The organism is Pseudomonas sp. C9-3 (assembly GCF_032392015.1).
Classification (GTDB): domain Bacteria; phylum Pseudomonadota; class Gammaproteobacteria; order Pseudomonadales; family Pseudomonadaceae; genus Pseudomonas; species Pseudomonas nitroreducens.
Genome location: NZ_CP135919.1, coordinates 2,220,728 through 2,240,534 on the forward strand (window position 1 = coordinate 2,220,728; position 19,807 = coordinate 2,240,534).

The following is a 19,807-nucleotide window of genomic DNA, read 5'->3' on the forward strand; positions in this document are numbered from 1 at the left end:
TGCCTGCAGGATCGCGCGGGGCAGTAAGCGCTGGCCAAAAAAAGCCCCTCCGGCGAGGGAGGGGCTTGGGGCTGTTCGCGAGCAAGCTCGCTCCTACGAGAAGCATGTCAACCGCGCGAGGCTTTCCAGCGGCGGATCACCAGTTTCTCCAGTTCCACCGCGAAGAACACCGCGATGCCGATGCCCAGCGAGATCAGCCAGCCGCTGAAGGGCAGGGCGACGGTGTGGAAGGCGGTCTGCATGAAGGGCACGTAGATCACGAAGCACTGCAGCAGGATCAGCGCCAGGGTCACGGTGAGCAGCGCGCCGTTACGCAGCAGCGCCGTGTTCAGCGAGAACTCTTCCTGCAGCCGGCAGTTGAACAGGTAGGCCCACTGCGCGGTGACCAGGGTGTGCAGGATCATGGTGCGGATGTGGTCGGTGTCCTGGCCGTTGCTGACCATCCAGGCTTCCAGCAGGAAGGCCGCGGCGGTGAGCAGGCCGCCCACATAGAGCACCCGCCAGACCGCGAAGCCGTTGAGGATCGATTCCTTCGCGTTGCGCGGCGGCCGACGCATCATCCCCGGCTCGCCGGGCTCGAAGGCCAGGGCGAAGGACAAGGTGGTGGAGGTCGCCATGTTCATCCAGAGAATCTGCAGCGGCGCCAGCGGGATCACCGCGCCGGCGAGGATCGCCATGACGATCAGCAGGCCCTGGGCCATGTTGGTCGGCAGGATGAACAGCACGGTCTTCTTCAGGTTGTCGTAGACCCGGCGGCCCTCGCGCACGGCGCCGGCGATGGTGGAGAAGTTGTCGTCGGTGAGCACCATGTCGGCGGCTTCCTTGGTCACCTCGGTGCCCTTGATGCCCATGGCGATGCCGACGTCGGCCTGTTTCAGCGCCGGGGCGTCGTTGACCCCGTCGCCGGTCATGCCGACCACTTCCTCGTTGGCCTGCAGTGCACGCACCAGGCGCAGCTTGTGCTCGGGGCTGGTGCGGGCGAACACCGAGTACTGCATGGCGAGGGATTTCAGCTGGGTATCATCGGCCTGTTCCAGCTCCTGGCCGGTCATGGCGCGCAGGTCGTTGCCCATGCCGAGCATGCCGGCGATGGCCACGGCGGTGTCCGGGTGGTCGCCAGTGATCATCTTCACCTGGATGCCGGCGCGCTTGCACAGCGCGATGGCCTCGATGGCTTCCGGGCGCGGCGGGTCGAGCAGGCCGGCAACGCCGAGGAAGATCATGCCGTCCTGCACGTCCTCGTGGTCGATCACGCCGTCATCGGGCTGTACCGGCTTGTAGGCGGCGGCGAGCATGCGCAGGCCTTGCCCGGCGATGAAGCTCATCTCGCGCTCCCAGTACTCGCGGTCCAGCGGCTCCACGCCGTTGGCACCGAGTTGCTGTTGGCACATGCGCAGCAGCACGTCGGGCGCGCCCTTGAGGTAGATCAGGCTCTGGCCGGCAACGTCGCAACGGCGCGCCATGTACTTGTAGGCGGAGTCGAAGGGAATCTTGCCGAACTTCTGGAACTCGATCTCCGGCAGGTCCGCCTTGCGCGCCAGGACTTTCAGCGCGCCCTCGGTGGGGCCGCCGACCACGCCCCAGCGCCCTTCGTCATTGAGTTGCAGGCTGCTGTCGTTGCAGATGTCCACCGCGCGGATGAAGGCATCCAGCGCACCGTGCTGCGACCAGTCGAGCTCGTCGCTGGTACCGCCGAAGGTGATGCGGCCCTTGGGCTCGTAGCTCTGGCCTTCGACGCTGTAGAGACCGTTGGCGAGCAGCACGCTCTTCACGGTCATCTCGTTCATGGTCAGGGTGCCGGTCTTGTCCGAGCAGATCACGCTCATGGCGCCCAGGGTTTCCACGGTCGGCAGCTTGCGGATGATCGCCTTGTTCTGCGCCATGCGTTGCACGCCCAGCGACAGGATGATCGAGACGATGGCCGGCAGGCCCTCGGGGACCGAGGCCACGGCCAGGCTGATCAGCGACAGCAGCAGTTCGCCGAACGGGTAGTCGTGCCAGAAGAAGCCAATGATGAACAGCGCCACCATCATGCCGATGATCAGCTGGAAGATGCGTTTGCCCAGCTCGGCGATCTGCCGCAGCAGCGGGGTTTCGCTTTCGTCGACGTTGGCGATCAGCTTGTTGATGCGGCCCAGTTCGGTATTGCCGCCGGTCTCGATCACCACGCCGCGGGCGTTGCCGGCGCTGACGTTGGTGCCGGAGAAGCCGAGGTTCAGGCGGTCGGCCAGCAGCGCTTCGGTGTCCAGCGCGTCGGCCTGCTTGCCGACGGTGAGTGATTCGCCGGTGAGCATGGACTCTTCGACCTGCAGGTGGTGCACGTCGAACAGGCGCACGTCGGCGGGAATCTTGTCTCCGGGGCGCAGGATGACGATGTCGCCGGGTACCAGCTGGCTGGCGTCCAGTTCGATCTTCTTGCCGTTGCGCACCACGTGGGCGGTGCTGCTGAGCATGCCGCGCAGGGCAGCGAGGGATTTCTCCGCCTTGTTCTCCTGGAAGAAGCCGATGCCGGCGTTGATCACTGCCACCAGCAGGATGACGATGGTGTCGGTCCAGTGGCCCATCAGCGCGGTGGCCACGGCGGCGGCCAGGAGGATGTAGATCAGCACGTCGTTGAAGTGCCGGGCGAAGCGCAGCCAGAGTGGGTCGACGTCCTTGGCCGGCAAAGCGTTGGGGCCGACGCGCAGCAGCCTCGCCTCGGCTTCGTCGGGGGAGAGGCCTTCCGCGCTGGTCTGCAGATCGGCCAGGGTCTGGTCGACGCTCTTGCGGTACCAGTCGGTGGTTTGTGGTTTGCCGTCGGTGGTTTGCTGTGCAGTCATGCTCTGACTCCCGGCTCCTGCCAAGTGGGAAAGGTGATTAACTGCAGGGAAGCGTAGACCTAGGAAATCGCTGTAGGACTGTCATACCTCAAGATTCGGCCGATCCTCGCTGAACCATGGCTGAACGAAGCTGAATGGAAGATTTGCATCTGAAGATGCGGACCTTGTCCGCGATCGCGGGAGTGGCCCGCTCCTACGAAGAGCGCATCGGCGAGCTCAGGGTTATCCCTTCATGCCAACCCTGTAGGAGCGAGCTTGCTCGCGAACAGATGATAGGGCGCATAACGCGCCAGCGTTATCCGCCGGTGGCGCGTCTGGCGGATAACCTGTTCCAGGTTATGCACCCTACGAAACTCATGTCCGCTCGGACCCATCCGGAGTTGGATGAAAACATCGCGGACGGAGTCCGCTCCTACGAAGAGGCCAATTCCTGTGTCCCGCCCACCCGACTGGCCTGCCGCCAGCGGTTCGGCGTACAGCCCGCCAGCTTGCGAAAGCTGCGGCAGAAGTGGGACTGATCGGCGAAGCCGCATTCCTGGCCGACCTGGGAGATTGGCGCGTCGCCGCTGGCCAGCAACTCGCGGGCACGGTCGATGCGCAGGCGCAGCGCCCATTCCCGTGGCGCGAGCCCGGTGGCCTGTTTGAAGGCGCGGGAAAAGTGGCTGCGCGACAGGCCGCACTGCTCGGCGACATCGGCAATGTACAGGCGGCTGAGCAGGCTGCCGGCGAGGATGTCCTTGGCCTTGCGCTCCTGCCAGGGGGCCAGGGCGAGGCGTTCGCCGGTATCTGCTCCATCGTTGCGGGGCTCAGGCAGCCGGTAGTGTTCCAGCAGGTGCTGGCAAAGGCGCTGGCTGGCCTGGTGGAGGCCGTCTCCCTGGCTTTCCAGCTCCTCCATGAGCTGCCGGACCAGGCGGTGGGTCTGGGGGGCGAGCATGGTCGCTACCTGGTGGGCAGGTGCGGGCATGGCGTCTCTCTTCTGTTAGCTTCCAGCGGCGGCGTAAAGCGGCTTCGATTAAGGAAAAACACAAGGTAAATCAAGGTGATCCGATGCTCAATCGAATTGCGCTCAGAGGCCGCCATCAAGCACATGCGTCCAATAAGATCGCTGTGTTACGTGGTCGACTGGCGAGGCCCTCGTCTTGTGCAAAGATGCCCACTCCCACAGCCCCGAGCGACCAGCCATGAACCGAAACGACCTGCGCCGCCTGGACATGAACCTGCTGGTGATCTTCGAATCCCTGATGCTGGAGCGGAACCTCACCCGCGTCGGCGAGAAGCTGTTCATCACCCAGTCCACCGTCAGCGCCGCCCTGGCGCGCCTGCGCGACCTGTTCGACGACCCGCTGCTGGTGCGCGCCGGCCGCGCCATGGAGCCTACCAGTCGGGCGCTGCACATCTTCGAGGAACTGCGCCCGGCGATGGATGTGATCTCCGCTGCGGTCAGCCGCGCCAAGACCTTCGAGCCTGAGAGCAGCTGCAACGTCTTCCGCCTGGGCCTCTCCGACGATGCCGAATTCGGCCTGTTCCCCGCGCTGCTGGCGCGCCTGCAGCAGGATGCGCCGAACATCACGGTGGTGGTGCGCCGCGCCAACTTCCTGTTGATGCCGGCGCTGCTGTCTTCCGGCGAGATCACTGCCGGAGTCAGCTACACCACTGATCTGCCGGCCAACGCCAAGCGTCGCAAGCTGCGCGATATCGGCGTGAAGGTGCTGCGCGGTGACAGCCGACCCGGCCCGCTGAGCCTGGACGAATACTGCTCGCGGCCGCACGTGATGGTGTCGTTCTCCGGCGACCTGAACGGCGCCATCGATCTGGACCTGGAGCGCATCGATCGCCGTCGTCGCGTGGCGCTCGCCGTGCCGCAGTTCGGCAGCCTGCGCGCGCTGCTGCGCAACACCGAGATGATCGCCACCGTCCCTGACTACGCGGCCTGCGCGCTGGTGGAAGACAGCTGCCTGCGCGCCGAAGACCCGCCGCTGGAGATCAAGCCGGCTGAGCTCTCCCTGGTCTGGAGCGCCGCCCACGACAACGACCCGGCCGAACGCTGGCTGCGCGAACGGATGGTCGAGTACATGAGCGCGCCGGTGCCGTGAACGGAATTCATCGGCATTTGTAGGATGGGTGGAGCGCAGCGATACCCATGCCGATGGAGCAGGGTAATGATGGGTATCGCTCCACTCCATCCTGCGACGTGCTTTTCCAGTGGAATCCTCGAGCGGGCCTTACCCGTAAACGGCTCAGAATCGTGAGGCGAATAACCTGGAACAGGTTATTCGCCGGTTCAGTTGTGGCGAGTAACGCTGGCGCGTTATCCGCCCTGCGCAGGTGGGGCCGCAGGCTCAGAACACGCCCTTGATCGGGTACTCGATGATAACGTAGATACGATCGATATCCGCGCCACCCTGGGCGTCGTTGGCGCGGTGGGAGACTTGCGCGACGCTCAGCGCCAGGTCCTTGGCCGGGCCGGACTGCACTACGTAGCGCACATCCAGGTCGCGCTCCCAGTGCTTACCGCCATCACCGTAGGCGGGCTGGCAGGCGGCGCCTTCCATGGGGTTGTAGGCGCCGCCGCAAGGGGCATGGGTGCCGTCGATGTCACTGCCGCGCACATAGCGCGCCGAGAGGGTCAGCCCGGCAAGGCCGGAGCTGGCGCCGTCCCACTGGTAGCGGGCCTGCCAGGAGCGCTCGCCGGGGCCGTTGAAGTCGGCGTACTTGATGGAGTTAGCGAGGTAGATGGAGTCGCTGCCGACGAAGTCGAAGGGTGTGTCGCCGTCGATCTGCTGGTAGCCCAGGCTCAACGCGTGACTACCCAGTGCGACCTTGCCCAGCAGGCTCCAGGCCAGGGTGTCGATGTCCCCGGCACGGGCGCTGCCGGTGTCGCCGGTCTTGTAGAGGTTGGCGTCCACCGACCAGCGACCGAAGCGGCCGTTGAGGTTGGCATAGGCCTGGTGCCAGACGTCGTCCAGCTGGCTGGCGTAGAGCGCGCCGCCCCAGGTGGCATCCGGCGCGCTCCAGGTGGCGCCGGCCAGGCTCAGGCCGCCGAAGCGGGTGCTGGCGCCGTAGCCTTCGAACTCGCCGTGGCTGGAGCTGGAATTCTGGTTCTTGAAGGCGGTGAAGCGCCCGGCTTGCAGGCGCAGGCCCGGCAGGCTCCGGTCGTCGAGAAACCAGCCGGTGGCGTATTCGGGTTGCAGGCGCTTGTCACCGGTGTCGAACACCGGGGTTGCCACTTCCATCTCACCCCAGGCGAGGCTGGTTTTCTCGTGCACCAGGCGCAGCGCGCCGCCGGCATCGGAGTACTCGCTCTCGCTGCGGCCGTCGCTGTCCAGCGGCAGCAAACCGGTGCCGGCGTGACCTCGGCCACCGTCGAGCTTCAGGCCAAGGAAGGCGTGGGCATCGACGCCCAGGCCGATGGTGCCGGGCGTGACATCGCTGCTGAAACTGCCGATGAAACCCTGCGCCCATTCGCGCCGCAGGCTCTGGCCGTTGGGGCCGGGGCTGCGGTAGTCGTTGTCGAGGAAGTAGTTGCGCGACAGCAGCGACCAGTCGGCGGCCTGGGCCTGGGTGCAGGCCAGCGCCAGGAGGCAGGGTATCAGTGGGCTTTTCACGGGCGCGGCTCCATCAGGGCTGTCACGAAACGGGGCAGGGGAAGGCGATAAGCGCCGGGGCCGGCGATCGCCAGGCCGGCGAAGAGAATCAGCATCCACCAGGCGAACTGGCCTTCTTCCAGCGACCACTGCGGGTGCACGAACACCAGTGCCACCAGCAGCACGGCGATCACCGGCAGGCAGGCGAGGCGGGCGAACACGCCGAGGATCAGCAGGATCGGGCAGAGCACTTCGGCGAACACCGCCAGCGCCAGGGTTGGCACAGCGCCGAGGCCGAAGGGGTCTTCGATGCGCTGCAGCTCGCTGTGCCAGTGCAGCAGCTTGGGCAGCCCGTGTACCTGGAGCAGCAGCAGGGCGGCAGCAATGCGCATGAACAGTAGCGCTAGCGCGCCGGAGCGGTCGTAGGTCGGCATGGTGTCTTCAATCCTGCGAATGAAAAGGGGCGGCACTGCCGCCCCTTTCCGGTGCCCGGGCTCAGTGGCCTTCGCTGGCGTTGAACATGGTCTTGGCGTAGATCAGGCCCAGGCCGTAGGCGCCGCCATGCTCGATGGAGGTCTTCACGGTGGCATCGTAGGTCTCGCCGCGGGCCCAGTCGCGTTGCAGTTCCAGCAGGTATTGCACGGAGGTCATGGGGCGGGCGCCCAGTTGGATCATTCGTTGCATCGCCATCTCGTGGGCCTCGGTGGAGACATCGCCGCAGGCGTCGGCGATCACGTAGACCTCGAAGCCCTGGTCAATGGCCGACAGGGCTGGGCCGACGATGCACACGGAGGTCCAGAGGCCGGCGAGGACGATCTTCTGCTTGCCGAACTTGTTCACTTCCACGGCGATGCGCGGGTCTTCCCAGGTGTTCATGCTGGTGCGGTCGATGACGTTGTGGTCGGGGAAGACCGACTTGATCTCGTCGAACATCGGGCCGGAGAAGCTCTTCTCGGCGACGGTGGTGAGGATGGTGGAGACGCCGAATTCCTTGGCCGCCTTGGACACCAGGGCTGCGTTGTTGCGCAGGGTCACTGCGTCGATGGACTTGGTGGCGAAAGCCATCTGCGACTGGTGGTCGATCATGATCAGGGTGTGATCGGAGGGGTTGAGCAGGGTCTTGCCGGGAACGGCTTTGGCGATGGCGGTCATGGCGATGGTCCTTGTGGATGGCGTGGGTGGATGAGGTTCGAGTGGTCGGTGGGCCCGGACTGCCGTAGCCAGTGCCGAACCGTGGACGCATCTTTGCCGATCGGCGAAAGGCGCGGAACAGACAGCCTTGCACGGCCACTTTGCAGTTCTGCAAGGCCCGCCCGAGGGCGTTGATGGGCAGACTATGGTTCCGCCGACCCGCCAATTATTGGACCTGTGTGCTCGGCCCGCCTGGCGGAGAATGATGCAAACGTGCGATTCGCCGTCGTGGCGAATCGGTACAGTGGTTTTTTCCATACCGGGGCACGCGAGACCGCCAAGCCCCGTTTGCGTGCGAGTAGAAGAATGAAAACAGTGGCCATGGTGCTGTACGACGATGTGCTGGCGCTGGATGTAACGGGGCCGATGGAGGTGTTCTCCATGGCCAACCGCTACCTGCCGCCGGAGCAGCACTACCGGTTACTGACGGTGGCGGCGAAGCCCGAGGGCGTGCGCGCCTCCAGCGGCCTGAAGATGAGCGCCGACCTGCCGCTGGAAGCGCTGCTCGCGGGCGTCGACCTGCTGCTGGTGCCCGGCGGGCCGGGCGCCTACAACGGTCGCAACGACGCGCTGACTGCCTGGCTGCCGGCAGCGGCGCGCGCGGCGAAACGCTATGGCGCGGTGTGCACCGGAGCCTTCCTGCTCGGCGCGGCCGGGTTGCTTGACGGCTACCGCTGCACCACCCACTGGAATTACCTGGAGCGCCTGGCACAGCTGTACCCGCGCACCCAGGTGCAGGCCGAGCGTATCTACGTCATCGACCGCAACCTGATTACCTCTGGTGGTGTCACCGCCGGCATCGACATGGCACTGGCGGTCGTCGCCGAGGACCACGGCAAGGATGTCGCACTGGAAGTCGCCAAGGTGTTGCTGGTGGTGCTCAAGCGCCAGGGCGGGCAGACGCCGTTCGGCCCGCTGCTGGTGTCGGTGGTGCGCGACGGCTCGGTGATCGCCCGCGCACAGGCCTACGTGGTGGACCACATCGACGAGCCACTGACGGTGAATCGCCTGGCCGAGCAGGTGGCCATGAGCCCGCGCAACTTCGCCCGCGCCTTCCAGCGCGAGACCAGCATGACGCCCATGCAGTACGTGCAGAGCGCGCGCATCGACCACGCGCGCAAGCTGCTGGAAAGCAGCGACCTGCCGCTCAAGCAGGTGGCCTGCCGCAGCGGGTTCGGCAGCCCCCGGCACATGCGCACGGTCTTCGGCGAACGCATCGGCATGACGCCGAGCCAGTACCGCGAGCAGTTCGGCTTCGCCTGATGGCAGTACGCCGCATTTCACGCCGGTTGACCGTCCGGCGCACCCTGATTGGCCGAATCCTTCCCCCTGCGGGAATTGCGCTGTCACACGAGGACGGGAAAATACCCTGACCATCAATCAGGGGCGCGTCACCTCGGTACTGGCCAGATCGCCTGGAGGACCCGTAGTAGAGCGATCCGTCAGATCCGCAGACGTGAGCAGGACATGAGCGCAAGCACGGAAAACCGCACCGAGACCGTCCTGCAGTTCGGTCGCTTCCAGTTCCACCCCTACAAGCGCCAGCTGCTGCAGGGGGATCGCCCGGTACGCATCGGCAGCCGGGCGCTGGACATTCTCCAGGTGCTGATCCGCCAGCCCGGCGAGATCATCGGCAAGGACAGGATCATCGCCCAGGTCTGGGGCGATACCGTGGTCGAAGAGATCAACCTGCGCGTACACATCGCCGCCCTGCGTCGCGCCCTCGGCGAAGGCCGCACCGGCGAACGCTACATCGCCAACGTGCCACTGCGCGGCTATGGCTTCGTCGGCGTGGTGGAAACCGTCATCGCTCCGCTGCAGGCCGCTGCACTGCCGTGCGAGGTGCGCGCCAGCAACCTGCCGGTGCTGCTGATGGGCCTGGTCGGCCGCCAGGCGCTGCTCGAACGGGTGGTGAAGCAGTTGCCCGCGACGCGCCTGCTGACCCTGGTCGGCCCTGGCGGCATGGGCAAGACCTCGCTGGCGATCCATTGCGCCGAGTTGCTGCACAAGCATTTCAGCCAGGTGCGCTTCCTCGACCTGTCCATCGACCCGGACGGCATCTCCCTCAGCCAGAACCTCGCCGTCCTCCTGCGCGAGCCGGCGCAGGAGCCGACCCTGCTGTTGCTGGACAACTGCGAGCACCTCGCCGAGCGCTGCGCCGAGGCGGTGGAGCACCTGTTGCGCCTGCATCCGGCGCTGAGCATTCTCGCCACCAGCCGCGAGCCGTTGCGCGCCGAGGGCGAACACGTGTTGCGCCTGCCGCCGCTGGAGGTGCCCGCGCAGGACGACGCGCCGCTGGCACTGGCCATGTGCAGTTCGGCGGTGCAGCTGTTCGTGATGCGCGCGCGGGAAGTCTGCGACCGCTTCGAACTCAAGCCGGGCCAGGTGCGCGCGATCATCGACGTCTGCCGGCGCCTGGACGGCATTCCCCTGGCTATCGAGATGGCGGCGCGGCAGGTGGGCATCCTCGGTCTCGCCGGGCTGCCGGCCCTGCTGGATACCCCGATGCAGCTGCTGATGCCCGGCCGCCGCACCGCGCCGGCGCGGCAGCAGAGCCTGCGTGCGACCTATGACTGGAGCTACGGCCTGCTGGACGTTGCCGAGCAGCGCTGCCTGCGTCTGCTCGCGCAACTGGGCGAGGACTTCACCCTTGACACGGCGGTGGCTTCGCTCGACGGCGACCGCCTGTGCCGCGACTGCGCGTTCGCGACCGTCCGCCAACTGGCGGACAAGTCGCTGCTGTGGGTCGAACAAGGTGAGTGTGAAGTGCGCTACCGCGTGCCTAACACGGCGCGGGCTTACATGCGGCAGGTCGACATGGCCAGTACTGCGGCCTGAACGCGCTCCTGCAAAAGCCCGCCATCCCGTTCTTCACGTCGCGCACGTTGACGCTTTTCGTAGGAGCGAGCTTGCTCGCGAACCGCCCAGCGCCGGAACGGCCAGGAAGAGCGTTCGCGAGCAAGCTCGCTCCTACAGGTCGCCCCATCACCACTGTTGGGCGGATGACCCGTGCCGGGTTATGTGTCCTGCGAAAGCAAAAGCGCCAACCCAGCACATGCGTCCAATAGGCCAGCTGCGGCCGAGGCCATAGTGACCGGACCTCAACCCCGAACCCGGAACACCCATGAGCGCCGATGCCATCGATCTGAACAGCGTGGTGACGCTGGTGGTTCACCACAAGGTGCGTTGCGAAGCGCTGCCCAGCTACGAGGCCTGGTTGCGCCGCACCGTCGCCGCCGCGCGGCGGCAGCCGGGGCACCTGGGCGTCAACGTGATCCGCCCGGACGGCGAGGGCGCGATGTTCACCACCGTGGTGCGCTTCGCCCGCGCCGGCCAGCTGCAGGCCTGGATCGACTCCCGCGAGCGCGCCGAGCTGGTCGCCGAGGTCCTGCCGCTGCTGGAAGAGGGTGACCACCCGCTGATCCACAACGACGCCGAGTTCTGGTTCACCCCCGAGCACGGCAGCGTGCGCCAGCCACCGAAATGGAAGCAGGCGTTGCTCACCTATCTGGTGATCAGCCCGCTGACCATGGTCATTCCACCGCTCTGGGCGCCCGCGTTCGAGCGCTTTCCGCTGCTGGCCGGCGTGGTGCCGAGCAACCTGCTGGTGACCCTGTGCATCGTCCTTCTGGTGGTCTACCTGATCATGCCCTGGGTGACCCGGCGTTGCGCCGGCTGGCTCAACGCCGACTGAGCTTTCCCCTGACTTTTCCCTCCCGCGGCGCCCGCGTGGTGCCCGTCCCCACATTGTCCTGCATGGCAGGCAGAGGAGTTTCCATGAGCACTTTCGTCACCCGCGACGGCACCGAGATCTATTACAAGGACTGGGGCAGCGGCAAACCCGTGCTGTTCAGCCACGGCTGGCCGCTGGACGGCGACATGTGGGAATACCAGATGCAGTACCTGAGCAGCCGCGGCTATCGCACCATCGCCTTCGACCGCCGTGGTTTCGGTCGTTCCAGCCAGCCGTGGAGCGGCTACGACTACGACACCTTCGCCGATGACATCGCCGGCCTGATCGAGCACCTGGACCTGCGCGAGGTGACGCTGGTGGGCTTCTCCATGGGCGGCGGCGACGTCAGTCGCTACATCGGCCGCCACGGCACCTCACGCGTCGCCGGTCTGGTGCTGCTGGGCGCCGTCACCCCGATCTTCGGCCAGTCCGCGGACTTCCCCCAGGGGGTGGAGAAGGGCGTGTTCGACGGCATCAAGGCCGGCCTGCTGCAGGATCGCGCACAGTTCATCGCGGACTTCACCGCGCCGTTCTATGGCACCAACCATGGCCAGAAGGTCTCCGAGGGCGTGCTGACCCAGACCCTCAACATCGCCCTGCTGGCGTCGCTCAAGGGCACCGTGGACTGCGTCACTGCCTTCTCCGAGACCGACTTCCGCGCGGACCTCGCCAAGGTCGACGTGCCGACCCTGGTGATCCACGGCGATGACGACCAGATCGTGCCGTTCGAGACCACCGGCAAGCTGGCTGCCGAGCAGATTCCGGGCGCCGAATTGAAGGTCTATGCCGGTGCGCCCCACGGTTTTGCCGTCACCCACACGCAGCAACTCAACGAAGACCTGCTGGCCTTCCTGCAACGCTGAGGTAGCCGAACATGAGCAACGCAGAGCTGATCCTGTTCAACGGCAAACTGCACACCGTCGACCCTGAGCGCCCGCACGCCACCGCCGTGGCCATTGCCGATGGCAAGTTTCTCGTCGTGGGCACTGACGCCCAGGCGATGGCCTACCGTGACGCCTCGACGAAGCTGGTCGACCTCAATCGCCGCACCGTCATCCCCGGCCTCAACGACTCGCACCTGCACCTGATCCGCGGCGGCCTGAACTACAACCTGGAGCTGCGCTGGGAAGGCGTGCCGTCGCTGCACGACGCCCTGGAAATGCTGCGTCTGCAGGCCCAGCGCACGCCGTCGCCGCAGTGGGTGAGGGTGGTCGGCGGCTGGAACGAGTTCCAGTTCGCCGAGAAGCGCATGCCGACCCTCTCGGAGCTGAACCAGGCGGCGCCGGATACCCCGGTGTTCGTCCTGCACCTCTATGACCGCGCGCTGCTCAACCGCGCCGCGCTGCGCGTCGTCGGCTATACGAAGGACACGCCGAATCCGCCCGGCGGCGAGATCGTCCGTGACAGCAACGGCGAGCCCACCGGCATGCTGATTGCCCGCCCCAACGCGATGATCCTCTACGCGACCCTGGCCAAGGGGCCGAAGCTGCCGCTGGAATACCAGGTCAACTCCACCCGCCAGTTCATGCGCGAGCTGAACCGCCTGGGCCTGACCAGCGTGATCGATGCCGGCGGCGGCTTCCAGAACTACCCGGACGACTACCAGGTGATCCAGCAACTGGCCGACGCCGACCAGCTGACCGTGCGCATCGCCTACAACCTGTTCACCCAGAAGCCCAAGGAAGAGCTGGCGGACTTCCGGAACTGGACCTCCAGCGTGACCTACGGCCAGGGCACCGACTTCCTGCGCCATAACGGTGCGGGCGAGATGCTGGTGTTCTCGGCGGCCGACTTCGAGGACTTCCTCGAACCGCGCCCGGACCTGCCCGGCACCATGGAAGCCGAGCTGGAACCGGTGGTGCGCCACCTGGTTGAGCAACGCTGGCCGTTCCGCCTGCATGCCACCTACGACGAGTCCATTTCGCGCATGCTCGACGTGTTCGAGAAGGTCGACCGCGATATCCCGTTCAATGGCCTGCCGTGGTTCTTCGACCATGCCGAGACCATCACGCCGAAGAACATCGAGCGGGTGAGGGCGCTGGGTGGCGGCATCGCCATCCAGGACCGCATGGCCTTCCAGGGCGAGTATTTCGTCGACCGTTATGGCAGGCAGGCCGCCGAGGCCACGCCGCCGATCAAGCGCATGCTGGCCGAAGGCGTTCCCGTTGGCGCCGGCACCGACGCCACCCGTGTCTCCAGCTACAACCCCTGGACCTCGCTGTACTGGATGGTCAGCGGCAAGACCGTGGGCGGCCTGAGCCTTTATCCGGAAGGGCTGTCGCGCGAAGTGGCGATCCAGCTGTTCACCCACGGCAGCGCCTGGTTCTCCAGCGAGCAGGGCAAGAAGGGCATGCTCAAGGCCGGCCAGCTGGCTGACCTGGCAGTGCTGTCGGAGGACTTCTTCAGCGTCGAGGAAGAGGCGATCAAGACCATCGAGTCTGTGCTCACCGTCGTCGGCGGCAAGATCGTCCATGGCGACCGCGAGTTCGACAAGCTGGCCCCGCCGAGCATCCCGGTGGTGCCGGAGTGGTCCCCGGTGGCCATGGTCCCCGGCCACTGGCGCCCGCAGGCACCGTTGCAGCAGGCCGTGCACCAGTGCGTTGGTTCCTGCGGCGTGCATGGGCACGGCCATGAGCGTGCGCGGACGAAGGACGTGCCGGTGAGCGACTTCGCCGGCTTCTGGGGCGCGTTCGGCTGTTCCTGCTTCGCATTCTGACGGTGTGAGAGTCCGGCCCGCGAGGGCCGGATTGTAATCGTTCATCCAATGGGCGAGGTTCCTTGTAGGAGCGAGCTTGCCCGCGAACCGCCCTGTACCGGATCAAGCCGACGTGAAGCGGGTTCGCGAGCAAGCTCGCTCCTGCACCATCGATGACAACTGCGTCCGTTGCCGTCTCCCGCGATGAGGCCTTTGGCCACCCGCCATCGATAGCCTTTTACCGCTTCAGCCAATCGAAAACTGCAATAGCAGCCCGCCCCGTTTGATCTATCTTCTGATGGGTTGTGCGAATACAAGGCGCCAACGATAGGCGCCCCCAAGGAGCCTGCAATGAGTGAAGAAAAGAAAGGTAGCTGCCCGTTCCACCAGACCGCTGGTGGTGGTACTTCCAACCGTGACTGGTGGCCCAACCAGCTGAGGCTGGACCTGCTGCACCAGCATTCTTCCAAGTCCAACCCCATGGGCGAGGACTTCAACTATGCCGAGGCCTTCAAGACCCTCGACCTGGAAGCGGTGAAGGCCGACCTGCGCGCCGTGATGACCGACTCCCAGGACTGGTGGCCCGCCGACTTCGGCCACTACGGCCCACTGTTCATCCGCATGGCCTGGCACGCCGCCGGTACCTACCGCATCGGCGATGGCCGTGGCGGTGCCGGCCGTGGCCAGCAACGCTTCGCTCCGCTCAACAGCTGGCCGGACAACGTCAGCCTGGACAAGGCCCGTCGGCTGATCTGGCCGATCAAGCAGAAGTACGGCGCCAAGCTGTCCTGGGCCGACCTGATCGTCCTCACCGGCAACGTCGCCCTGGAGTCCATGGGCTTCAAGACCTTCGGCTTCGCCGGCGGCCGCGAGGATGTCTGGGAACCGGACATGGACGTGTACTGGGGCGAAGAGACCACCTGGCTGGGTGGCGACAAGCGCTACACCGGCGACCGCGACCTGGAGAACCCGCTGGCCGCGGTACAGATGGGCCTGATCTACGTGAACCCGGAAGGCCCCAACGGCAACCCCGACCCGGTGGCTGCCGCCCGCGACATCCGCGAGACCTTCGCCCGCATGGCCATGGACGACGAGGAAACTGTCGCCCTGATCGCCGGCGGCCACACTTTCGGCAAGACCCACGGCGCGGGCCCGGCGGATAACGTCGGGGTCGACCCGGAAGCCGGCGGCCTGGAGAACCAGGGCCTGGGCTGGGTCAGCAAGTTCGGCAGCGGCTCCGGTGGCGATGCCATCACCAGCGGCCTGGAGGTCACCTGGACGTCGACGCCGACGCGCTGGAGCAACAACTTCTTCTGGAACCTGTTCGGCTACGAGTGGGAACTGACCAAGAGCCCGGCCGGCGCGCACCAGTGGCAGCCGAAGAACGGCGCCGGTGCCGGCAGCATTCCCGATGCGCACGACAAGTCCAAGCGCCGTGCACCGTCGATGCTCACCACCGACATTTCCCTGCGCGTAGACCCGGCCTACGAGAAGATTTCCCGTCGTTTCTACGAAGATCCCGAGGCATTCGCCGACGCTTTCGCCCGCGCCTGGTTCAAGCTGACCCACCGCGACATGGGCCCGCTGGCCCGCTACCTGGGGCCGGAAGTGCCGAAAGAGGAGCTGATCTGGCAGGATCCGATTCCGGCGGTCGACCACCCGCTGGTGGACGAGAAGGACATCACCGCGCTCAAGGCCAAGGTACTGGCCTCGGGCCTGTCGGTCTCCGAACTGGTGTCCACTGCCTGGGCGTCGGCCTCCACCTTCCGTGGCTCCGACAAGCGCGGCGGTGCCAACGGCGCGCGCATTCGCCTGGCACCGCAGAAGGACTGGCCGGTGAACCAGCCGGAACAGCTGGCCAAAGTGCTGGGCGTGCTGGGTGAAATCCAGTCCGAGTTCAACGCCTCGGCCGGTGGCGGCAAGAAGATTTCCCTGGCGGACCTGATCGTCCTCGCCGGCGATGCCGCTGTGGAAGAGGCCGCGCGCAAGGGTGGCCACAGCGTCAGCGTACCGTTCGCGCCCGGCCGCATGGACGCCAGCCAGGAGCAGACCGACGTGCACTCGGTGGGCATGCTGGAGCCGGCGGCTGACGGCTTCCGCAACTTCCAGAAGTCGAAGTTCTCGGTTCCGGCCGAAGCGCTGCTGATCGACAAGGCGCAACTGCTGACCCTGACCGCGCCGGAGGTCACCGCGCTGATCGGCGGCCTGCGCGTGCTGGGCGCCAACACCGGTGGCTCGCAGAACGGCGTGTTCACCTCGCGTCCCGGCACCTTGAGCAATGACTTCTTCGTCAACCTGCTGGACATGGGCACGGTGTGGAAACCGACGTCGGACGCCAATGACCAGTTCGAGGGCCGCGATCGCAAGACCGGCGAAGCGAAGTGGACCGGCAGCCGTATCGACCTGCTACTGGGATCAAACTCCCAGCTGCGGGCGTTGTCGGAGGTCTATGGTTGCTCGGATGGCGAACGCAGGTTCGTCAATGACTTCGTCAAGGCCTGGACCAAGGTGATGAACCTCGACCGCTTCGACCTGCCGCGCTGATCGGGCAGGGAAGAGCAAAGGCCCGCGGACGAGCGATCGTCCGCGGGCCTTGTCGTTCCAGCCGTCGCAGGATGTTCACAGGCCGCCGGCAGACTGGGCCGCTTAACCGGGAAAGGGGGGCTTTCGCCTATGCGCCGTCGACTCATCGCTGTATTGGGCACCTTCGCGCTGGCTGTCGCCAGCTTCACCGCCAGCGCCGAGGAGTCGCCCGGCCGCGCCCTGAGCGAGGCCGCCGGCGTTCCCTGGCCGACGGTGATCGCCCACCGCGGCGCCTCCCACGATGCCCCGGAGGAAACGGCGCCGGCCTATCTCGCCGCCCGTGACCTGGGCGCGGACTATCTGGAAGCGGACCTGCAGCGGACCAAGGATGGCGTGCTGGTGGCGGTGCACGATGACACCCTGGAGCGCACCACCGATGTCGCCAAGGTCTTCCCCGGCCGCGAAAAGGCTCCGGTGAGCCAGTTCACCCTGGCCGAGCTCAAGCGCCTGGACGCCGGCAGCTGGTTCAACACCACCTATCCCGAGCGCGCCCGCTCCAAGTACGCGGGTGCGCGCATTCTCACGCTCGACGAGCTGATCGATATCGCCGAAGGCGGCGGCGAGACGCCCGGCCTGTACCTGGAAACCAAGGCACCGGGGCAGTTCCCCGGTATCGAGGAAGACCTGCGCAAGGTCCTGGAAAATCGCGGCTGGCTCAATGCAGACGGTGAGCCCCAGGGCCGAATCGTGCTGCAGACCTTCGAGAAGAGCAGCCTGGAGCTGTTGCACAAGAGCATGCCGAAGGTGCCCAAGGTCCTGCTGCTGTGGGTCGGTGATGGCTATATGGCGGCGAAGAAGCCAACCTCATTTGCGCAGTCCGGCGAGAAGATCAAGGCGGACTTCTATGCGCAGCAGGAAGTGAAATCCAAGGAGGAGCTCTTCGCCTGGCTCGACTGGGCCAAGGCCCACGGTGCGCTGGGCACCGGGCCATCGGCGACCCTGACCGCGCGAGGCGACCAGAGCTACATGGACCTCGTCCAGCCCTGGATGAACCAGGCCGCCCATGAACGAGGCCTGTTCGTGCATGCCTACACCGTCGACGACTCGGTGGACTTCGACAAGTTCAGCAAGGCCGGGGTGGACGGCTTCTTCACCAACCGCACCGACCAGTTGCTGAAGTTCCTCGGGCGCCCGCCGAGCCAGGATGTGGATGAGGTACTGAAATCGGTCGGTTATTGAATAGCGATGAGCAGTCGAGGGCTACACTCGCAGTGGTCCTTCACGTCTGGTTCGTATCAAGGAGTACTCCATGAACGCCCGCAAACTGATCCCCGCCGTCCTTACTGTCGCCTTGCTGCCCTGGCCGCTGGTGCAGGCTGCGTCCCTCGGCGATGTTGCCGGTAGCCTGGGCGGCCTCGGCAACCTGTCGTCGGTTTCCTCCAGTAGCAGTGGCAACGTTGCCGGCCTGCTGGAGTACTGCGCGAAGAACAATTACCTCAATGCCGATGCGGCGACCCAGGTGAAGGACAAGCTGCTGGGCAAGCTGCCGGGCAACACCACCACCAGCGACAGCGGCTACAAGGACGGTGCCAAGGGTATCCTCACCGGTAGCGACGGCAAGAGCCTCGACCTCTCTGGCAGCGGCATCAAGGAGAAGGTCACCAAGCAGGTGTGCGACAAGGTCCTCAGCCAGGGCAAGTCGCTGCTCTGACAAGGCCTGCGCACTGCACGGAAATCATCGCGGACTTCGTCCGCGATCGCTTCTTTCTACGCGGGCCGAGATTTTTCATAACGCACGTCGCGCTCGTCCACGCGCGTGACCAGTTCCCAGCCCTGTTTCAGGTAGAACCCGTTGGCGCGAATCTCGTCGCCGCCATCCGTCAGCAGACAGATCCGCTCGTGTTCGCGGAAGAGCTCGGCCTCTGCAGCCCTCAGTAGCACGCTGCCCAGCCCGCGGCCTTCCCATTCGGGCCGCACGAACAGGGCGAAGACTTCTGCCGATGCCCTATCCACCATGGCGAAGCCCCCGGCGCTGCCGTCCACTTCGGCAATCCAGGCGCAGGGGCCTGCCTCCAGCGCCTCCTCCAGCACTGCCGGTGTAATGCCCAATTCGGCCATCTGCTCACGGCTCAGGTGGTTCTGCCGCACGCTGGTGCGGATGTCGAAGAGGGTGTCGGTGTCGGCGACAGTCGCGCGACGAATCCTGGGTGTCATGTGTCTTCCTTGCATCGGTGGCCACAGCGGCGACACCTTTCGGGCGGTGCCGCCGCTTCCGCATCAGGATGCGGAAAAGGCCGGGTGGTAGGCGACCTTGCCGGTTGCCGGAATGTCGCCCAATTGAAGTGCCATGAAGTACTCCGGCGGAATGCCTTCGTAGCGGATCGCCGGGTCCACGACAAAGCCGAAGCGGCGGTAGTAGCGCGGGTCGCCGAGTACCACGCAGCCCTGGGCGCCGAGCGCCTTCAGCTGTTCCAGTCCGGTGCGGATCAGTGCTGCGCCTACGCCCTGGGCATGCAGGTCAGGGCGCACGGAAACCGGGCCCAGGCCGTACCAGCCGAGGGCTTCGCCGTCGAGCGTGATGGGCGAGAAGGCCGCATGGCCAACCAGTTCGTCGCCACGCCGGGCGACCAGCGACACGCTCAGCGCGCCGGCGGCACGCAAGGCGTCGACAATGGCGCCTTCGGTGCCGTCGCTGTGTTCAGCCACGGCGAAGGCCGCTTCGGTTACCTGGCGGATGCTGCCCGCGTCCCCAGGCCGTTCGGGTTCGATGTCGTAATGCATGCTGCAATTCCTCTGGTGTGCGGCCGGGGCGCAACGGCGACCCGGCCGGCGAGCGTCAGCGGTTGTCCAGTTGTGGGCGCACGGCGCCCAGCCCGGTGGGGTTGATGCGATAGGGCGCACCGCCGCGAGAGACGATCAGGCGCTTGTTCCTGAGCTTTTTGAAGACTGCCAGGGTGCAGTCGGCCAGTACGTACCCGTCACGGGTATAGCACTCGACGAAGACGACGCGCCCGGAGTCGTCGCGCTGGAAGGAAATGCGGCCGCCCTTGGCCAGGACGTGCAGGGTCCGTTGTTCCGGTCTGGAAATGTTCACGGTGGAAACCTGTATGCAGTAGGTGCGAAAAAACCGCAGACACAAGGTTGTGTCCGCCAGCGTTTGTGCGCATCGATAACCGTCCCGCCTCGTGGCAAGGCGCCGGAGGGTTATCGGACTACTGCTATCTCCAACATGAAACCTGTCTCAACGGATCAGTGAGAATGC

At 65.9% G+C, this 19,807-nt stretch carries 17 protein-coding genes; 9 read left to right on the forward strand and 8 right to left on the reverse strand.

The annotated features are described in order from the left end of the window. Window positions 1–107: 107 nt before the first annotated feature. Window positions 108–2,819 carry a cation-transporting P-type ATPase gene (locus tag RS899_RS10030; RefSeq protein ID WP_315809792.1) on the reverse strand — a complete coding sequence of 904 codons (2,712 nt, stop codon included), beginning with the start codon at window positions 2,817–2,819 and terminating at the stop codon, window positions 108–110. Window positions 2,820–3,231: 412 nt separating this feature from the next. Beyond that, window positions 3,232–3,783: an AraC family transcriptional regulator gene (locus RS899_RS10035; protein ID WP_138525426.1), complete on the reverse strand. Its 552-nt coding sequence runs from the start codon at window positions 3,781–3,783 to the stop codon at window positions 3,232–3,234. A 217-nt stretch (window positions 3,784–4,000) separates the two neighbouring features. Between RS899_RS10035 and RS899_RS10040 the strand changes: the two genes are divergently transcribed. Beyond that, complete coding sequence (locus RS899_RS10040; protein ID WP_315809793.1) at window positions 4,001–4,912, forward strand: LysR substrate-binding domain-containing protein; 912 nt, start codon at window positions 4,001–4,003, stop codon at window positions 4,910–4,912. Between the two features lie 246 nt (window positions 4,913–5,158). Here the strand turns inward: RS899_RS10040 and RS899_RS10045 are convergent, their stop codons facing one another. The 3 genes from RS899_RS10045 to RS899_RS10055 all read right to left on the reverse strand — a co-directional run bounded on the left by RS899_RS10045 (window position 5,159) and on the right by RS899_RS10055 (window position 7,555). After that, window positions 5,159–6,424, reverse strand: coding sequence for an OprD family porin (locus RS899_RS10045; protein ID WP_409978055.1), 1,266 nt, complete (start codon window positions 6,422–6,424; stop codon window positions 5,159–5,161). Next, a complete protein-coding gene (locus RS899_RS10050) occupies window positions 6,421–6,837 on the reverse strand; it encodes a DoxX family protein (protein ID WP_315809794.1) in 417 nt (138 codons plus the stop codon). Before RS899_RS10050 ends, RS899_RS10045 begins: the two co-directional genes overlap by 4 nt. A gap of 61 nt (window positions 6,838–6,898) precedes the next feature. Beyond that, window positions 6,899–7,555, reverse strand: coding sequence for a hydrolase (locus RS899_RS10055; protein WP_315809795.1), 657 nt, complete (start codon window positions 7,553–7,555; stop codon window positions 6,899–6,901). Between the two features lie 345 nt (window positions 7,556–7,900). On the opposite strand from RS899_RS10055, the gene RS899_RS10060 reads away from it, so the two are divergent. From RS899_RS10060 to RS899_RS10095, 8 genes are all read left to right on the forward strand, one after another. Next, the gene (locus RS899_RS10060; RefSeq protein ID WP_054909333.1) at window positions 7,901–8,857 is read left to right on the forward strand and encodes a GlxA family transcriptional regulator; all 957 of its coding nucleotides are present in this window, start codon (window positions 7,901–7,903) and stop codon (window positions 8,855–8,857) included. Between the two features lie 204 nt (window positions 8,858–9,061). After that, the gene (locus tag RS899_RS10065; RefSeq protein WP_315809796.1) at window positions 9,062–10,432 is read left to right on the forward strand and encodes an ATP-binding protein; all 1,371 of its coding nucleotides are present in this window, start codon (window positions 9,062–9,064) and stop codon (window positions 10,430–10,432) included. A 286-nt stretch (window positions 10,433–10,718) separates the two neighbouring features. Next, window positions 10,719–11,288: an antibiotic biosynthesis monooxygenase gene (locus RS899_RS10070; protein WP_315809797.1), complete on the forward strand. Its 570-nt coding sequence runs from the start codon at window positions 10,719–10,721 to the stop codon at window positions 11,286–11,288. An 83-nt stretch (window positions 11,289–11,371) separates the two neighbouring features. Continuing rightward, on the forward strand, window positions 11,372–12,190 hold the full coding sequence (locus RS899_RS10075; RefSeq protein WP_315809798.1) for an alpha/beta hydrolase: 819 nt from the start codon (window positions 11,372–11,374) through the stop codon (window positions 12,188–12,190). Window positions 12,191–12,201: 11 nt separating this feature from the next. Continuing rightward, window positions 12,202–14,043: an amidohydrolase gene (locus tag RS899_RS10080; protein WP_054909337.1), complete on the forward strand. Its 1,842-nt coding sequence runs from the start codon at window positions 12,202–12,204 to the stop codon at window positions 14,041–14,043. Window positions 14,044–14,373: 330 nt separating this feature from the next. Continuing rightward, window positions 14,374–16,566, forward strand: coding sequence for a catalase/peroxidase HPI (gene katG / locus RS899_RS10085; RefSeq protein ID WP_064979800.1), 2,193 nt, complete (start codon window positions 14,374–14,376; stop codon window positions 16,564–16,566). Between the two features lie 129 nt (window positions 16,567–16,695). Beyond that, window positions 16,696–17,784, forward strand: coding sequence for a glycerophosphodiester phosphodiesterase (locus tag RS899_RS10090; RefSeq protein WP_315809799.1), 1,089 nt, complete (start codon window positions 16,696–16,698; stop codon window positions 17,782–17,784). 70 nt (window positions 17,785–17,854) lie between these two features. Then, a complete protein-coding gene (locus tag RS899_RS10095) occupies window positions 17,855–18,256 on the forward strand; it encodes a DUF2501 domain-containing protein (protein WP_054911144.1) in 402 nt (133 codons plus the stop codon). Window positions 18,257–18,312: 56 nt separating this feature from the next. On the opposite strand, the gene RS899_RS10100 is transcribed toward RS899_RS10095, so the two are convergent. From RS899_RS10100 to RS899_RS10110, 3 genes are all read right to left on the reverse strand, one after another. Beyond that, window positions 18,313–18,759 carry a GNAT family N-acetyltransferase gene (locus tag RS899_RS10100; protein ID WP_315809800.1) on the reverse strand — a complete coding sequence of 149 codons (447 nt, stop codon included), beginning with the start codon at window positions 18,757–18,759 and terminating at the stop codon, window positions 18,313–18,315. 63 nt (window positions 18,760–18,822) lie between these two features. Further along, a complete protein-coding gene (locus RS899_RS10105) occupies window positions 18,823–19,326 on the reverse strand; it encodes an N-acetyltransferase (RefSeq protein ID WP_315809801.1) in 504 nt (167 codons plus the stop codon). Between the two features lie 55 nt (window positions 19,327–19,381). Continuing rightward, complete coding sequence (locus RS899_RS10110; RefSeq protein ID WP_315809802.1) at window positions 19,382–19,639, reverse strand: YjhX family toxin; 258 nt, start codon at window positions 19,637–19,639, stop codon at window positions 19,382–19,384. Window positions 19,640–19,807: the final 168 nt, after the last annotated feature.

Bases quoted from the DNA above. Each gene is read 5' to 3' on its own strand.
- RS899_RS10030 (WP_315809792.1), bottom strand. From the start codon at position 2,819: ATGACTGCACAGCAAACCACCGACGGCAAACCACAAACCACCGACTGG.
- RS899_RS10035 (WP_138525426.1), bottom strand. From the start codon at position 3,783: ATGCCCGCACCTGCCCACCAGGTAGCGACCATGCTCGCCCCCCAGACC.
- RS899_RS10040 (WP_315809793.1), top strand. From the start codon at position 4,001: ATGAACCGAAACGACCTGCGCCGCCTGGACATGAACCTGCTGGTGATC.
- RS899_RS10050 (WP_315809794.1), bottom strand. From the start codon at position 6,837: ATGCCGACCTACGACCGCTCCGGCGCGCTAGCGCTACTGTTCATGCGC.
- RS899_RS10055 (WP_315809795.1), bottom strand. From the start codon at position 7,555: ATGACCGCCATCGCCAAAGCCGTTCCCGGCAAGACCCTGCTCAACCCC.
- RS899_RS10060 (WP_054909333.1), top strand. From the start codon at position 7,901: ATGAAAACAGTGGCCATGGTGCTGTACGACGATGTGCTGGCGCTGGAT.
- RS899_RS10065 (WP_315809796.1), top strand. From the start codon at position 9,062: ATGAGCGCAAGCACGGAAAACCGCACCGAGACCGTCCTGCAGTTCGGT.
- RS899_RS10070 (WP_315809797.1), top strand. From the start codon at position 10,719: ATGAGCGCCGATGCCATCGATCTGAACAGCGTGGTGACGCTGGTGGTT.
- RS899_RS10075 (WP_315809798.1), top strand. From the start codon at position 11,372: ATGAGCACTTTCGTCACCCGCGACGGCACCGAGATCTATTACAAGGAC.
- RS899_RS10080 (WP_054909337.1), top strand. From the start codon at position 12,202: ATGAGCAACGCAGAGCTGATCCTGTTCAACGGCAAACTGCACACCGTC.
- katG (WP_064979800.1), top strand. From the start codon at position 14,374: ATGAGTGAAGAAAAGAAAGGTAGCTGCCCGTTCCACCAGACCGCTGGT.
- RS899_RS10090 (WP_315809799.1), top strand. From the start codon at position 16,696: ATGCGCCGTCGACTCATCGCTGTATTGGGCACCTTCGCGCTGGCTGTC.
- RS899_RS10095 (WP_054911144.1), top strand. From the start codon at position 17,855: ATGAACGCCCGCAAACTGATCCCCGCCGTCCTTACTGTCGCCTTGCTG.
- RS899_RS10100 (WP_315809800.1), bottom strand. From the start codon at position 18,759: ATGACACCCAGGATTCGTCGCGCGACTGTCGCCGACACCGACACCCTC.
- RS899_RS10105 (WP_315809801.1), bottom strand. From the start codon at position 19,326: ATGCATTACGACATCGAACCCGAACGGCCTGGGGACGCGGGCAGCATC.